Source organism: Pseudomonas nabeulensis (assembly GCF_004682045.1).
Taxonomy (GTDB): Bacteria; Pseudomonadota; Gammaproteobacteria; order Pseudomonadales; family Pseudomonadaceae; genus Aquipseudomonas; species Aquipseudomonas nabeulensis.
On record NZ_QUZT01000107.1, the window covers coordinates 1 to 14613 of the forward strand.

General features: G+C 61.5%; 16 protein-coding genes. 4 read left to right on the forward strand and 12 right to left on the reverse strand.

From position 1 onward, the window contains the following. Positions 1–240 precede the first annotated feature (240 nt). From DYL61_RS30050 to DYL61_RS30105, 12 genes are all read right to left on the reverse strand, one after another. A complete protein-coding gene (locus DYL61_RS30050) occupies positions 241–1278 on the reverse strand; it encodes a methionine synthase (protein WP_135311394.1) in 1038 nt (345 codons plus the stop codon). Positions 1279–1304: 26 nt separating this feature from the next. After that, a complete protein-coding gene (locus tag DYL61_RS30055; protein WP_135311395.1) occupies positions 1305–2288 on the reverse strand; it encodes a DUF1852 domain-containing protein in 984 nt (327 codons plus the stop codon). Positions 2289–2405: 117 nt separating this feature from the next. After that, positions 2406–3542: an MFS transporter gene (locus DYL61_RS30060; protein ID WP_135311396.1), complete on the reverse strand. Its 1137-nt coding sequence runs from the start codon at positions 3540–3542 to the stop codon at positions 2406–2408. Between the two features lie 46 nt (positions 3543–3588). Continuing rightward, positions 3589–4953 (reverse strand): MFS transporter, encoded by a 1365-nt coding sequence (locus tag DYL61_RS30065; protein WP_135311397.1) that lies wholly within the window; start codon positions 4951–4953, stop codon positions 3589–3591. Positions 4954–5039: 86 nt separating this feature from the next. Further along, on the reverse strand, positions 5040–5495 hold the full coding sequence (locus DYL61_RS30070; RefSeq protein ID WP_135311398.1) for an alpha/beta fold hydrolase: 456 nt from the start codon (positions 5493–5495) through the stop codon (positions 5040–5042). After that, a complete protein-coding gene (locus DYL61_RS30075) occupies positions 5488–6237 on the reverse strand; it encodes an HvfC/BufC N-terminal domain-containing protein (RefSeq protein WP_135311399.1) in 750 nt (249 codons plus the stop codon). Before DYL61_RS30075 ends, DYL61_RS30070 begins: the two co-directional genes overlap by 8 nt. After that, complete coding sequence (gene bufB / locus DYL61_RS30080) at positions 6234–7058, reverse strand: MNIO family bufferin maturase (RefSeq protein WP_135311400.1); 825 nt, start codon at positions 7056–7058, stop codon at positions 6234–6236. The genes DYL61_RS30075 and bufB overlap by 4 nt, the downstream gene beginning before the upstream one ends. A gap of 154 nt (positions 7059–7212) precedes the next feature. Continuing rightward, positions 7213–7485 carry a BufA2 family periplasmic bufferin-type metallophore gene (bufA2, locus tag DYL61_RS30085; RefSeq protein WP_105695557.1) on the reverse strand — a complete coding sequence of 91 codons (273 nt, stop codon included), beginning with the start codon at positions 7483–7485 and terminating at the stop codon, positions 7213–7215. 25 nt (positions 7486–7510) lie between these two features. After that, entirely contained in the window at positions 7511–8272 is a 762-nt protein-coding gene (locus DYL61_RS30090) for an alpha/beta fold hydrolase (protein ID WP_105695558.1), read from the reverse strand. 12 nt (positions 8273–8284) lie between these two features. Beyond that, the gene (locus DYL61_RS30095) at positions 8285–8698 is read right to left on the reverse strand and encodes a DoxX family protein (protein WP_135311401.1); all 414 of its coding nucleotides are present in this window, start codon (positions 8696–8698) and stop codon (positions 8285–8287) included. Beyond that, positions 8695–8967 carry a BufA1 family periplasmic bufferin-type metallophore gene (locus DYL61_RS30100; protein ID WP_105695560.1) on the reverse strand — a complete coding sequence of 91 codons (273 nt, stop codon included), beginning with the start codon at positions 8965–8967 and terminating at the stop codon, positions 8695–8697. Before DYL61_RS30100 ends, DYL61_RS30095 begins: the two co-directional genes overlap by 4 nt. A gap of 229 nt (positions 8968–9196) precedes the next feature. Continuing rightward, positions 9197–10696: a CoA-acylating methylmalonate-semialdehyde dehydrogenase gene (locus DYL61_RS30105; RefSeq protein ID WP_135311402.1), complete on the reverse strand. Its 1500-nt coding sequence runs from the start codon at positions 10694–10696 to the stop codon at positions 9197–9199. 109 nt (positions 10697–10805) lie between these two features. Here DYL61_RS30105 and DYL61_RS30110 point away from each other — a divergent pair, with 109 nt between their 5' ends. The 4 genes from DYL61_RS30110 to DYL61_RS30125 all read left to right on the forward strand — a co-directional run bounded on the left by DYL61_RS30110 (position 10806) and on the right by DYL61_RS30125 (position 14513). Beyond that, the gene (locus tag DYL61_RS30110; RefSeq protein WP_105699108.1) at positions 10806–11744 is read left to right on the forward strand and encodes a LysR family transcriptional regulator; all 939 of its coding nucleotides are present in this window, start codon (positions 10806–10808) and stop codon (positions 11742–11744) included. Positions 11745–11812: 68 nt separating this feature from the next. After that, the gene (locus tag DYL61_RS30115; RefSeq protein ID WP_135311403.1) at positions 11813–12757 is read left to right on the forward strand and encodes an ornithine cyclodeaminase family protein; all 945 of its coding nucleotides are present in this window, start codon (positions 11813–11815) and stop codon (positions 12755–12757) included. Further along, on the forward strand, positions 12754–13890 hold the full coding sequence (locus tag DYL61_RS30120) for an NAD(P)/FAD-dependent oxidoreductase (protein ID WP_135311404.1): 1137 nt from the start codon (positions 12754–12756) through the stop codon (positions 13888–13890). The genes DYL61_RS30115 and DYL61_RS30120 overlap by 4 nt, the downstream gene beginning before the upstream one ends. Further along, positions 13887–14513 (forward strand): helix-turn-helix transcriptional regulator, encoded by a 627-nt coding sequence (locus DYL61_RS30125; RefSeq protein WP_105699111.1) that lies wholly within the window; start codon positions 13887–13889, stop codon positions 14511–14513. Before DYL61_RS30120 ends, DYL61_RS30125 begins: the two co-directional genes overlap by 4 nt. Positions 14514–14613 lie beyond the last annotated feature (100 nt).

Below are 14613 nucleotides of genomic sequence, written 5' to 3' on the forward strand. Positions count from 1 at the left end.
TCGTGGAGGTTTTCCAGGTCTTGTTCTGGCTGAGTGTCCTGACGCTCCGCCGGGTCGTTGGGGCGTAACGCATCGTTGTCACGCTCCTCTTCGCCGGGTGTGCGGTCAGGATTGGGGGTGCCGGGTGGCGGCTGCTTGTATTCGGCCATGATGGTTCACCTTCAAAGGGGGCTACATCACGTTAGAGAAACCTCAAGAAGCCATCGTTCAACTTGTTTGCCAGTAATCACCAGGGCCTCACTACCGGGCGTTGTTCGCAAGCTCTCTGCGCACGATCTCTGCGCCCGCGCTCAAGGCATTCAACTTGCCTCTGGCCACCTGGCGAGGCAGTGGCGCCATGCCACAGTTGGTGCACGGGTAGAGTTTATCGGCGTCTACGAACTGAAGGGCTTTGCGCAGGGTAGTGGCCACTTCCTCAGGCGTTTCAACGGTATGGGAGGCCACATCGACGGCGCCGACCATGACTTTTTTGCCGCGAATCAACTCGATGAGCTCCATGGGCACATGGGAGTTGTGGCATTCCAGCGAAACGATATCGATACTGGATTTTTGCAGCTTGGGGAACGCCTCTTCATATTGACGCCATTCAGACCCCAGCGTTTTTTTCCAGTCGGTATTGGCCTTGATGCCATAGCCATAACAAATATGCACGGCGGTTTCGCACTTGAGGCCTTCAATGGCTCTTTCCAGGGTCGCCACGCCCCACTCGTTCACTTCATCGAAGAACACGTTAAAAGCAGGCTCATCAAACTGGATGATGTCGACGCCGGCCGCTTCCAGTTCCCGTGCTTCCTGATTAAGGATCTTGGCAAATTCCCATGCGAGTTTTTCGCGACTCTTATAGTGGCTGTCATACAGCGTATCGATCATCGTCATCGGGCCCGGCAGCGCCCATTTGATAGGTTGACGGGTTTGCTGGCGCAAGAACTTGGCATCTTCAACAAACACGGATTTCGGGCGCGTCACGGCCCCTACGACCGTCGGCACACTGGCGTCATAACGATCACGGATTCTAACGGTCTCGCGCTTTTCGAAATCGACGCCGTCGAGATGCTCGATAAACGTCGTCACAAAGTGCTGCCGCGTCTGTTCGCCGTCACTTACGATGTCAATGCCTGCCTGTTGTTGTTCGTGCAATGACAAACGCAGGGCATCTTGTTTGCCTTCCGTCAGTTCCTGATCGTGCAGTTTCCAGGGTGACCAAAGTGTCTCAGGCTGCGCCAGCCAGGAGGGTTTAGGCAGGCTGCCGGCGGTTGAAGTCGGGAGTAATTTTTTCATAACGGGTAACCTAATAGTCTTATCAATCAACGCGCGTAATGGGCAGACCACTGCTCAAGAAGGGGCTGGTAGGGCTTGATGAAGTGTTCTTCGACAAACTGTCCTTGTTCAATCGCCAGGCGGCCGCGCTCTTCCCGGTCGTAGACAATTCGAGTCAATGAGTAATCCTGATTATTCAAACTCGGCTGATAGGACTTTCCTGCCGCGGAGTTTGCGTTGTAAATCTCGGGCCGATAAATCTTCTGGAACGTATCCATCGTGCTGATGGTGCTGATCAGCTCAAGGTTGGTGTAATCACCCAGTAGATCGCCGGAAAAATAAAACGCCAGCGGTGCAGCACTGTTCGCGGGCATGAAATAGCGCACCTTCAAGCCCATTTTGGCGAAGTATTCGTCCGTCAAGGAATACTCATCCTGCTGGTATTCAATACCCAGCACGGGATGGTGATTTTCAGTGCGATGATAAGTCCGGCTGCTCGAAACACTCAGGCAAATAACCGGTGGCTTTTTGAAGTGTTCTTTAAACGTGCTTGAATTCACAAAGCACTTGAACAACTTTCCGTGCAAGTCGCCGAAATTATCCGGCGTGCTGAATCCGGATTTACCCTTGTTGTGCCCCAGCAACAGCACGCTAAAGTCATAGTCGCGCACGTAAGACGAGAAATTGTTCCCGACAATACCTTCGCTGCGCTCGTGGGTGTGTTGATCAACGATGGTGGTTTTCAGCACTTCAATCAGGGGCAGCGCGTCATGCTGGCTGTTAACGTCAACTTTCATTTCGACGGAAATAATTTCAAGTTCGACGCTATAACGATCGCCCTTGGGGTTATCCCAATGCGCCAACGCGTTAAAACGGTTGTTGATCATTTTTAATGTATTGAGCAAATTTTCCTGGCGGCGCTTGCCCCTGGCCAAATTAGCAAAGTTGGTGGTCAGCCGCGTATTTTCAGCGGGTTCATAATGTTCTTCAAAGCAAATGCTTTTGAGGGTAAATGCAAATTCATGATTCATGGTAAACGGGCACCCTGACGCTTTACAGTGGGATGCAGTTTATGTGGCGTTATTAGTTGAGCGGAAACGAATTGAATTCACGCCATCTTTAGGCCTCTTCATGATGACTGCGCCCGGCTAGCGCTCTGTAGTAGCCTTCGCCCGCCAGCAAAACACCGCACTCACCGCAATCGCCGCCCCGGCCACGCCGAACACCCAGGGCGCCGACGCAATCGGCAGTAACAGACCCGCCAACAAAGGCCCGAGCCCCGCGCCGATATCTCGCCACACCGCATTGGACGCCAGCGCCGACACCCGCATCGAGCCCGGATTGCGCTCGGCCACCAGGGTGGTTACCAACGGCAGTTGCAAGGCGCGCAGCACCAGCACCGCCGCCGCGCCGACAATCACCCAGTAGCTGCCAAACGCGGTCAGGGCCAAGGCACTCAGGAATGAAAACAGCAATAACATCGAGGTGGCGCCGAAACGCTGTGCGGCACGCCCGCCCAAGGGGCTGAGCAACATTTCCGAGACATACCGCAACGCCATCAAGCCCCCGGCGATCAGCACCGCGTCGCCGCCGAGAATTTTCTGCGCCTGGATCGACAGGCCGAAAATAAACAGCCCATCCAGCGCCACACCTTCGATAAACGACCACATCGCCACGCTGTCCGGCCACTTGAAGCGCCGCCCCGGCGTACCGTGCAAATCATGCCCGGCGCTCGGTAAACCACGGGCCATCCACAAGCCCACCAGGCACGCACCGGCCAGAATCACAAAGATCGGACGTGGCCCGGCCCATAGGGTCAGCCAGCCGCCCAGGGGCAATGCCAGCATCGGGCCGAGGGCGATCAATGCGCGCGAACGCCCGGCGCGGCGTGCGGCCCCGGCCGGTTCCGAGGTGGCCAAGACTTGGGTCGAGAGGTTCAACGCGGCAAAGCACAGGCCCCACACCAGTCGCAGACCGAGCAGCGCCGCGAAGCCGGACAACATCGAGTTGCCCAGCGCACACAGCGTCGCGGCGCCGGCAGCAATCATGCAGGTCAGACGGTCGCCGTTACGCGCATAGAAATTCAACACATGCCGGTAACCGAAAATCCGCACCAGGCGGTTGGCCGCGAGCAACACCCCAGCCTGGGCCAGGGTGATGCCAAAGGCCTGGGACTCCATGGGCAGCAGCAGGTAGAGCAACACGTCGCTGGGCAGACATAACGCCAGGGTCAGCGCGGCGCGGCGGGATTGGGTGTCGGCGGTGCGGAGGGCCTGATCGGTCATAAAACTGAAACATCCCGAAATATTCAGGTCGCCACGTTAGCCCTAATCAGCGCTTTTTCCCATAGGGAAACAAACGCAAACCGCTGGCCACGGCCCCTACCAGGGCAAATCCGCACCCCAACCACAGCGCATACTGCGGGCCGCTGCTCAACGACAGGTGGAAACACAACGCCACCAACGAGGCCCCCAGCGTCTGCCCGAGCAAGCGCGAAATCGCCACGATGCCACTGGCCCCGCCGCTGCGGGCCAACGGCGCGCTGGTCATCAACGCCTTGAGGTTGGGCGACTGGAAGAACCCGAAACCGGCGCCGCACAAGGCCATGCGCCAGCCGATATCCAACGCCGACGCACCGTCTCCCAGGGTCGCCAGCGCCGCCATGCCCGCACTGAGCATCAACAGACCAATCCCGCACAACACCCCCAGCGACACACGGTCCGCCAGGCGCCCCGCCACCAGTGCCATGACTGCCACCACCGCCGGCCATGGCGTCATCAGAAAACCGGTTTCCACCTGGCTATGCCCCAGCACCGCCTGCAACAGAAACGGCAACGACACAAACGCCAGGCCCTGGGCGCTGAACGCGCAGATCGCCGTGAGGGACGACAAGGCAAACACCGGCCGCTTGAACAGGTCCAGGGCCAGCATCGGTGCCGGGTGACCGGCCTGGCGACGCAGCAACAAGGCGCCACACACCAGCGCCACGGCGATCAAGCCGAGGGTCAGCGCGCCTTGGGCACCGTGAACCCAAGTCCCCAGGCCGAGCACCAGCAAGGCGAACAACCCCGCACACAACAGCGCGGCCAGCCGGTCAAACGCATGCCCGGTCATCGGCAGCGTCGGCAACGACCGCAGCCCCAACCCCAGCGCCAACACGCCCAACGGCACATTGATCAGGTACAACCAGTGCCAGGTGGTGACCGACAGAATCGCCGACGCCGCCGTCGGCCCCAACGTAAACGCCAGCCCCACCACCAGCGAGTTATACCCCAGGCCCCGCCCGAGCATGTTCGAGGGGTAGATATGCCGCAACAGCGCGGTGTTCACACTCATGATCGCCGCCGCCCCCAGCCCCTGCACCACCCGCGCGGCGGTCAAGGTGACCAGCGACCCGGCCAACCCGCAAAACAGCGACGAGACGATAAACAGCAACAGCCCGCCCAGATACACCCGACGATGGCCCAACACATCACTCAACGAAGCGAACGGCAGCACCGTGGCGATAATCGCCAACTGATAGGCGTTAACCACCCAGATCACCGAGGCCGAATCAGTGCCGATGCCCTCGGCCAATGTCGGCAATGCGGTGTTGACGATGGCCGTGTCCAGGGTCGCCATGCCGATCCCCAGGGAGATCGCGATCACGGCCGGCAGGCGTTTATTGAGGGGCAAGCCATCGGCAACAGAAGACATGAAGGGTCCGGGCGGGTGACAGAGGCGTCTAGGTTACGGGGGTTGGGGATTTTTTTCAGTGGGGGATTGGGTGGCTGTCGCAATTTTCATGTTCGCCACCGCCCACTCTTCGCCATCACCGCCACCGCTTCCGCAAAGCCCGTCTGCGCAGCCGTGTTCAACGTCACCAAACCCACGCAGCGACTCGGCTTCAACCCGGCCGCCCGCGCCGCGATGCGTGCGCCCTGCTCCACGCCGGCCAGCACGGCTTCGGGGATATGCAGCGCGTTCATCAGTTCCAGCACATCCTGGGCGAGCGCGGCGTCGTCCTGCTCGCGCAGGTACGGCACGATCACGCGAAAGCCCTGGGCTGCCAATGGGCCCGTCACTTGGGCGAAGGCCTGCACGTCGGTCGCCAGCAGGATAATCGCGTGGCCCTCCTCCGGTCCGAACTGTTCATAGCGGATGTCCAGGTCATCGTCGGTACTGACCTGTTGCACTGCAAACGCTGGAGCCGCAGCGACAACGGCGGCCAGCAGCAAAAAACCACGTCGATCAAACATGCCTCACCCCCACGATCAATTCACTGCCCAGCCACGTGGCCAGGTATTCACCCGCCTGCATCACGCCGGCCTCTTCGCCCAGGCGCTCCACCAGAAACTCGCACAGCCCGGCAAAGCTGCCGTCGGCCTGTAGATGCAACAACGTCTGCAACTCCAAGGCATCCACTTGGCGCAATCTGGAGGTGAACTGGCGCCGCCAGACCAACAACCCGCCCGCCTCTGCCAGCATCGCAGCTTCCGGTGCCTCGGCGTCCTGCCACAGCGCCGACCAGATGGCCTCGGCATTGGTGGTCAACGCGCGGCAACGCAGGGATGGCGTCAATTGCAGGACCGCCGTGTCCCAATCCACATTGGCCAAAGCTTCCGTCGGCAATGGCTGGGCATCGGCCGCGACGAAGGCTTCGCTCAACGCCCATTCGATCCACGCCAGTTCGTGTACGTCCGGGTTATGGGGAAACTCGCTTTTCAAGGTGCGATAGAACAACTCGGGATAAGCATCCAGGGTCCAGGCATGGGGTGGATACTGGTCGATATGACGGATGCTGGCCGCCAGAAACAACTCCTCGCCCATCCAGCGTCGCAAGGTGGGAAACGCCTGTTCCAGGCATCCCACCAATTGCGCGCGGTAGTTGTTCTGGTACACCGCCAGGCCGGGGGCGTTGCTGCCCAGCAATCGGGCGGACTCATCCGACGCACTCACCAGCCACTGGCGAAAGGTCTGTTGCAGCTCGGCCAGGTTCATCGTTGCGCTCCTATGGCGCGGGCCATGGACAGCTCTTGTAGCAGCTCAGCCAAGGGTGGGATTTCATCATCGCGCTCGATCATGGTCGCCACCGGGCCCAACCTGGCGATGGCCTGGGCATACAGTTCCCAAACCCCGGCGCACACGGGACTGTCATGGCTGTCGATCAACAATTCTCGGCCCTGGCTATGCCCGGCCAAATGCACCTGCCGCACGCGTTCGACGGGGATGCCCTCCAGGAACGCCTGGGCATCGAAGCCATGGTTGCTGGCACTGACAAACACATTGTTCACGTCCAACAGCAATTCACAGCCGGTGCGCCGGGCCATGGCGGCGATAAATTCCCACTCGCTCATGGACGCGCCCTCGAAGGCCAGGTAGCTGGACGGGTTTTCAAACAGCATCGTGCGGCCCAGCACGTCCTGGGCCTGATGGATATTGCTGCACACCCGCTCCAACGCTTCGTCGGTGTAGGGCACGGGCAGCAAGTCGTGGGCATTGAAGCCGCCGCTGCGCGACCAGCTCAAGTGGTCGGAAACGAACAGCGGGTCGATTTCATCGACCAGGGCTTTGAGGCGATACAGGTAGTCCGCATCCAGCCCTTCGGCGGTGCCGATGGACATGGACACACCATGCAAGGCCACCGGGTAACGCTCGCGAACCTGGCGCAGGATATGCCGAGGCTGGCCGCCGGCGACCATGAAGTTCTCGGAGATCACTTCGACAAAATCCACCGGCACCGAGGTCTCCAGGAAGTCGGCGTAATGCTCCTTGCGCAGCCCCAGGCCGTAGCCGGAAAAGTGAGGGTTGGGTGTCGACATGGACGCTCCTCCATTAAAACCGAGCGCGCTTTTGTGGCGAGGGAGCTTGCTCCCGCTGGACTGCGCAGCAGGCCCAGGTTTATGTGGGCGCTTCGCACCCAAGCGGGAGCAAGCTCCCTCGCCACAGCAAGCTCGCTCCTACAAGGGGCCGGGGTTATTTGGGCTCAGTCAGGGTGCCGCCCGCCTTGAGGCACTCGGACGGCGTCTTGACGATCACGCCTTCGGCCTTGCAGCTGTTGAGGCCCTTGCAGTCGTTCTTGGCAGTGGCGCACAGGCTGGTGCCTTTGCAGGTGTTGACGCCGTAGCAACGGCCGGGTTTTTCCGGCTGGTCGGCCGCGCTGGCGGCCGTGGCGAACGAGGCGGAAGCCATGGCGATCATCGCGGCGGCTGCGGCAAGGCTCAGGCGGGATTTGAGTGCAGTGTTCATAGGCATTTCTCCAGGGGTGTCAGGGTTATTTGATAACGGATGCCGCGTCTTCGATGACCTTCGCCACAGCCTCAGGCTGGGAGATGTACACCGCGTGGCTGGCTTTGATTTCAGTGACCTTGGAACCGGCGCGCTTGTACATCCAGCGCTGCAGGTCCGGGCTCAGGGCGCGGTCGTCGGTCGACAGCACGGCGTAGGTCGGCTTCTTGTGCCACGCCGCGGCCCACACGGTGCCGCCAAACAATGCGGTGGTGGCCGGCACTTGGGAGGCCGCCATGAAGTCGGTACGGTTGGTGGTCAGGTCGGCAGCGAAGTCCGCGTTGAACTTGGTGCGATCGAAGAACAGGTGACCGTCGCGGGTCGGCCGCACATCATCGCTGGGCGACGGCATGGAGCCGATCAACTGGCCCATGGTCTCGCCGACTTCCGGCTGCAATGCCGAGACGTACACCAGTGACTTGACCTTGTCGCGGTCGCCGGCAATCGAGATCACGCCGCCGGCAGAACTGTGGCCCACCAGGACGACGGGGCCGACCTGCTGTTCCAGCACTTCTCGCGCCTCGGCCACATCGGCGGCCAGGCTCTGGTGGCCCTGGTGCACCACGGTGACCTTGTAGCCCTTGTGGATCAGGATGTCGTGCACCACGCGCCAGCCGGAACCGTCGACGAACGATCCGGGCACGATCACCACGCTTTTACCGGCACCGGGCTGGGGCGCATCGGCGGCCTGGGCCAACAGGGGAACCGTCATGGCCATGGCAAGGGCCAGGGAAGAAAGCATACGCATAGCAAGTCTCCATCAATGGGATAAACGTTTGCCTGAAAGCAGGCGGTCCAGCGACCAATCTCCAGCGCCCTTGGCCAACAGCGGCAGCAACAGGGCCGCCCAGGTCAGGTGCACCGGCCAGGCGTTGGGGTACACAAACACCTCGATCACCAGGGTCATGCCCAACAGCGCGGCAGCGGCTGGGCGGGTCAGCAGGCCCAGTACCAGCAAGAGCGGGAACAGGTGCTCGGCGTAAGTCGCCAGGTGGGCGGCCCAGTCCGGCGGGATCAGCGGCAAGGCGTACTCGGAGCGGAACAGCGTGTAGGTCGACGGCTTGAGTTGAAGAAACCCGCTGACCTTGGTACGCCCCGACAGGAAGAACACCGCCGCGACCGCCACCCGCGCCACCAGCAACAGCAGCGCTTCGGGCAACAGGCGCTGGATCACGGCTGTTCCGTCAGGCTGCCGTAGCCTTTGGGGGTCTTGATTTGGGTGCAGGTGCCTTTGTCCACCAGGATCCAGGCGTTGCCTTGATAGTCGGTGGTAGAGGTGGCAGCGCACGAGGTGCCAGCACCGGCAGCGCAGTCGTTGGCGCCGGCCAGGGACACGCCGAAGCATTTTTCCTGGGGCTTGGCTTCGTCGGCATGGGCCACTGCGGCGAAGGCGCTGAGGGACAGGGCGAGGGTTGCCGCGAGGGCTGCGTAAGGACGCTTCATGGGGGTGTATCTCCTGGCTTGTCTGAAAGTGGCCAGGGCGCTGTAGGTGCGCCAGCTGGTAGACAGATTTAAAGCCAGGCGTGTATCCGGTCTGTGTCGCGAGCGCGACAGAACGTCATGCCGGTGTATCAGGAGGGGGTGGGGACACACTGCGATACAAAGCCAAAAACCGCTGGCGAGGGAACACGCGCGCTCGCCAGCGGTTACTTGAATCGCTTACAGGGTTCAGCTATTTGGAAACCGGCATCGCGAACTCAGCGCCTTGCTCGATACTCTCCGACCAGCGCTGCATGATCGACTTCTGCTTGGTGTAGAACCGCACACCTTCAGTGCCGTACGCATGCATGTCGCCAAACAGGCTCTTTTTCCAGCCACCAAAACCATGCCACGCCATCGGCACCGGGATCGGAACGTTGATGCCAACCATGCCCACTTCAATACGCCGTGCAAACTCGCGGGCGATGTTGCCGTCGCGGGTGAAGCAGCTGACGCCGTTGCCGAATTCGTGGTCGTTGACCAGTTTGATCGCTTCGGCAAAGTCATTCACACGCACGCAGGCCAGCACCGGACCGAAGATTTCTTCGCGGTAGATGCTCATCTCTTGGGTCACGTGGTCGAACAGCGTCGCGCCGAGCCAGAAGCCGTTTTCCAGGCCTGCTTCGGTCGGTACGTAGTCACGCCCGTCGAGCAGCAACTGCGCGCCGGCCTGCACGCCTTGCTCGATGTAGCCGCTGATGCGTTCCAGGGCGGCGCGGGACACAATCGGGCCCATTTCGGCTTTCAGGTCGCGGCCGTCAGTGATGCGCAGTTGCTTGGCGCGCTCGGTCAGGGCGGCGATGACTTTGTCACCCACGTCGCCCACCAGCACCGCCACCGAGATGGCCATGCAACGTTCGCCGGCACTGCCGTAGGCCGCGCCCATCAAGGCGTCGACGGTTTTTTCGATGTCGGCGTCGGGCATCACCACCATGTGGTTTTTCGCACCGCCCAGGCCTTGTACGCGCTTGCCGTTGCGGGCGCCGGTTTCGTAGATGTATTGGGCAATCGGCGTCGAGCCGACGAAGCTCACGGCTTTGACGTCCGGGTGTTCGATCAGCGCGTCCACCGATTCCTTGTCGCCCTGCACCACGTTGAACACGCCTTTGGGCAAGCCGGCTTCGTGCAGCAATTCGGCCATGAACAGCGAGGCGCTCGGGTCGGTCGGGCTTGGCTTGAGGATGAAGGTGTTACCCGCCGCGATGGCGATCGGGTACATCCACATCGGCACCATCACCGGGAAGTTGAACGGCGTCACGCCCGCCACAACGCCCAGGGGCTGGCGCATCGTCCAGTTGTCCATGCCGCGGGACACCTGGTCCGAATGCTCACCTTTGAGCAGGTTCGGGATGCCGCAGGCGAATTCAAGAATGTCGATACCACGGTCGACTTCGCCCTGGGCGTCGGTGAAGACCTTGCCGTGTTCGGCGACGATGATGCGCGCCAGGTCATCTTTGCGTTCACGCAGCAGGTGCAGGTATTGGAACAGTACGCGGGCGCGGCGGATCGGCGGCGTGTCGGCCCAACCGGCGAAAGCGGCCTGGGCAGCGGCGACGGCTTCGCCAACGGTCTGGCGGCTGGCCAGGGCGACGCGGGCGGTTTTTTCGCCGGTGGCCGGGTTGAAGACGTCCTGATAACGATCATCGCGGGACACGCGCTGGTCGTTGATGTAGTGCTCGATGGTAGTGGTCATGGCAGTCGATCCCTGGTGAGTAAACGTTGAACACACGATAGGCTTTCGCTTTGTTCCAAACCAGAGCAGAATCCAGAACTTATTGTCCACATATACGAACAATACACCCATGGAAAAAGCTGAGATCGAAGGGCTGTGGACCCATATCCACTGGTTGTCGGTGCTGGAGGAACAAGGCACCTACACCGCCGCGGCGGCGCGCCTGGGGGTGAGTAAATCGGCAGTGAGCCAGCGTATTTCCGATCTGGAAAAAGCCACTGGCACGCAGTTGGTTACGCGCACCACGCGCAGCGTCAGGCTGACGGATGCCGGACTGTCGCTGACCCGCGAAGTGCGCAGCGCCTATGAACAGATCGCGCGCAGCTTCTCGTCGGTGCGTGATTCGGTCGGGGAGATTCGCGGGTTGGTGCGGCTGACGGCACCGGTGGCGTTTGCCCGTCAGCAACTGGTGCCCCACTTGTCGGAGTTTTTGCAGCGATACCCGCAGGTGCGTATCCAACTGGATGTGTCCGACGCCTTGAGCTCGCTGGCCGCAGAAGGCTACGACCTGGCCGTGCGCCATGGTTTCCAGGTGCCGGAAACCCATGTGGCGTGGAAGTTGTGCGACACCGGCTCGGTGCTGGTCGCCACCCAGGACTACCTGCAACGCCACGGCGCCCCTCGTGAACCGGCTGAATTGTCTGCCCACAACTGCCTGTTCTACCCACGAGGCACCGACCAACCCGCCTGGACCTTCGAACGCGGCAGCAAAAACGTCGAACGTCTCACGGTGCCGATCTCCGGCAGCTTCGCCACCAATAACAGCGAAGCCCTGCGGGATTCGGCCCTCAATCATTTGGGCATCGCCCTACTCCCGGATTTCAGTGCGCACGCGGCGCTGGCCAGCGGCAAGTTGGTGCAGGTACTCAAGGACTGGACGCTCAAGGGCGCGTTTGCCAATGAGATCTACCTGATTCGGCCCTACTCGCCCCATGTGCCGAAGTCGGTGAGTGTGTTGGTCAGCTATTTAAAGGAGAAACTCTCGGGTGGTTTTCGTTTTGAGGGCTGAGGTTTACCTCTTGCCCAACAGAACTAAATGTCCATAATGGACAAATTAGTTTAATCACGGAGACTCCCATGCCCAGTTCCCCTCAAGTGATCAACCAGGCCCAAGCCCGCGAACTGCTCGCCCAAATCGACGTGCCGCAGATCCTGCACAAGCTGTTCCGCGACCTGGCTGCCGGGCTTGCGGTGCAGCCAGCGCAGCAATGGGTGGAGTTTCCCCAAGGCGCCGGGGACTTTATCAACTACCTGGGGGTGCTGGCGGAGGACGGGGTGTACGGGATGAAAACCTCGCCGTATATCGTGCGCGAACAAGGCCCGTTGGTGACGGCGTGGACGCTGCTGATGTCGATGCACACCGGCCAACCGGTGCTGCTGTGCGATGCCGCCGAGTTGACCACCGCCCGAACCGCCGCCACCACCGCACTGGCGGTGGATGCGCTGGCACTGCCGACCGCACGGCGCCTGGCGATTATCGGCAGTGGCAAGGTCGCCCAGGCGCATCTGCATTACGTGAAAGACCTGCGTGAGTGGCACAGCATCAACCTGTATTCGCCGAGCCTGGCCAATGCCGCGGCCGAAACCATCGATCAACTCAACAACCTGGACCCCCGTGTCGTCATTGCCAACAGCCAAGACGCAGCCCTGGACGACGCCGACGTGATCCTGCTGTGTACCTCTTCCGCTGGCCCGGTGATCGATCCCGCGCGCTTGAGCAAACCTGCGCTGATCACTTCTATCAGCACCAACGCGCCGCGTGCCCACGAAGTGCCGCCCCAGTCCCTTAACGCCATGCAGGTCTTCTGCGACTATCGCCAGACCACCCCAGGCGCGGCGGGCGAAGTGCTGATCGCCACCGAACAACACGGTTGGCACAAGCGCCACATCCTCGGCGACCTGCCGGAACTGCTCAGCGAACACGTACAACGCCCGACCTACGACCGCCACGTCTTCTTCCGCTCCATCGGCCTGGGCCTGGAAGACATCGCACTGGCCAATGCCCTTTGGAGACACCTATGAGCCACGCAGACTTCATCATCATCGGCGGCGGCATTGCCGGCGCGTCCACGGGTTTCTGGTTGTCCCGGCATGGCAAGGTGCTCGTGCTGGAGCGCGAAAGCCACCCCGGCTACCACTCCACCGGGCGTTCGGCGGCACTCTACACCGCCGCGTATGGCACGTCGCAAGTGCGCGCACTGACCCTCGCCAGCCGCGCGTTTTTCGACCAGCCGCCCGAAGGCTTCTGCGAGCATCCACTGCTGACGCCGCGTGGCGAAATCACCGTGGACTTCACCGGCGACGCGGCCGAATTGAACGCCCAGTACCTGAGCGCCAAGGCCACCGTGGCCCAGGTTGAACTGCTCAGCGCCGATGAAGCCTGCGCGAAAATGCCGATCTTGCGCCGCGAAAAAGTCCATGGCGCGCTGTATGACCCGACCGCCAGCGACATCGATACCGATGCCCTGCACCAGGGTTATCTGCGCGGCATCCGCCGCAACGGCGGCGAGGTGCTGACCGACCAGGCCGTACAAAGTCTGAACCGTGATGCAGCCGGTATTTGGCAGGTACACACCGGTGAAAAAACCTACACCGCCCCCATCATCATCAACGCCGCCGGCGCCTGGGCCGACCGTATCGGCGAACTGGCCGGCGCCAGGCCCATCGGCCTGCAACCCAAGCGCCGCTCGGCCTTTATCTTCGCCGGCCCCGAAGGGGTCGACAGCCACCACTGGCCGATGCTGGTGGCCCTGGACGAATCCTTCTACATGAAACCCGACGCCGGCATGTTCCTCGGCTCCCCCGCCAATGCCGACCCCGTCGAACCCCAGGACATCCAGCCCGAAGAACTGGATATCGCCATGGGCATCTACCAGATCGAAGAAGCCACCACCCTGACCATCCGCCGGCCTACCCGCACCTGGGCCGGGTTGCGCAGCTTTGTCCACGATGGTGACTTGCTAAGCGGTTTCGACGCCCAGGTGCCCGGCCTGTTCTGGGTGGCGGCGCAGGGCGGTTACGGTATCCAGACCTCTCCGGCCATGGGCCAGGCCAGCGCCGCCCTGGTGCGCGGCGCGGCGTTGCCCGAGGTGCTGACGCGGTTCGGCCTCGACGCTGGTATGCTCTCGCCTGCCCGCCTGGAGCCCCATAGATGAACAGCGCTGAACAAGACAACGTCATGCAGAACTTCCGTGCGATGGCCGACGCCATCGCCACGCTGTTCTTCCCCCACGCCGAAGCCGTGCTGCACGATTTGCGCTCGCAGAAGGTCGACTACATCGCCAATAACCTGTCCAAACGGGCGATTGGCGATGACTCGGCGCTGGAGGACATGCTCACCGAGGACGTGAGCGAAGTGAATATCGGCCCGTACGAAAAGCTCAACTGGGACGGCCAGAAAATCCGCAGCCTCAGCACCGTACTGCACGACCACAAGGGGCGACGGTTGGCGGTGCTGTGCATCAACCTGAATATTTCACTGTTCGAGAATGCCAAGGCGGCGCTGGATTTGTTCCTGTCGCCAAGCAAACTGATCCCGCAGCCGGACTCGCTGTTTCGCGATGACTGGCAGGAACGCATCAACACGTTTTTGCACGGGTGGATGCGCGAGCGGCAGTTGAGCCTGAATCTGCTGACCCGGGATCACAAGCGCGAGCTGGTGTTGGCGTTGCATGCCGAGGGGGCGTTCAAGGGCAAGAGTGCGTCGAACTATGTGGCGAATGTGCTGGGGATGGGGCGGGCGACGGTGTACAAGCACCTTAAGGAATTGAAGGTCTAAGCAGACACCACAATTCCAATGTGGGAGGGGGCTTGCCCCCGATGACGGTGGCACATTCAACATCTCTGTTGACTGTCACACTGCTATCGGGGGCAAGCCC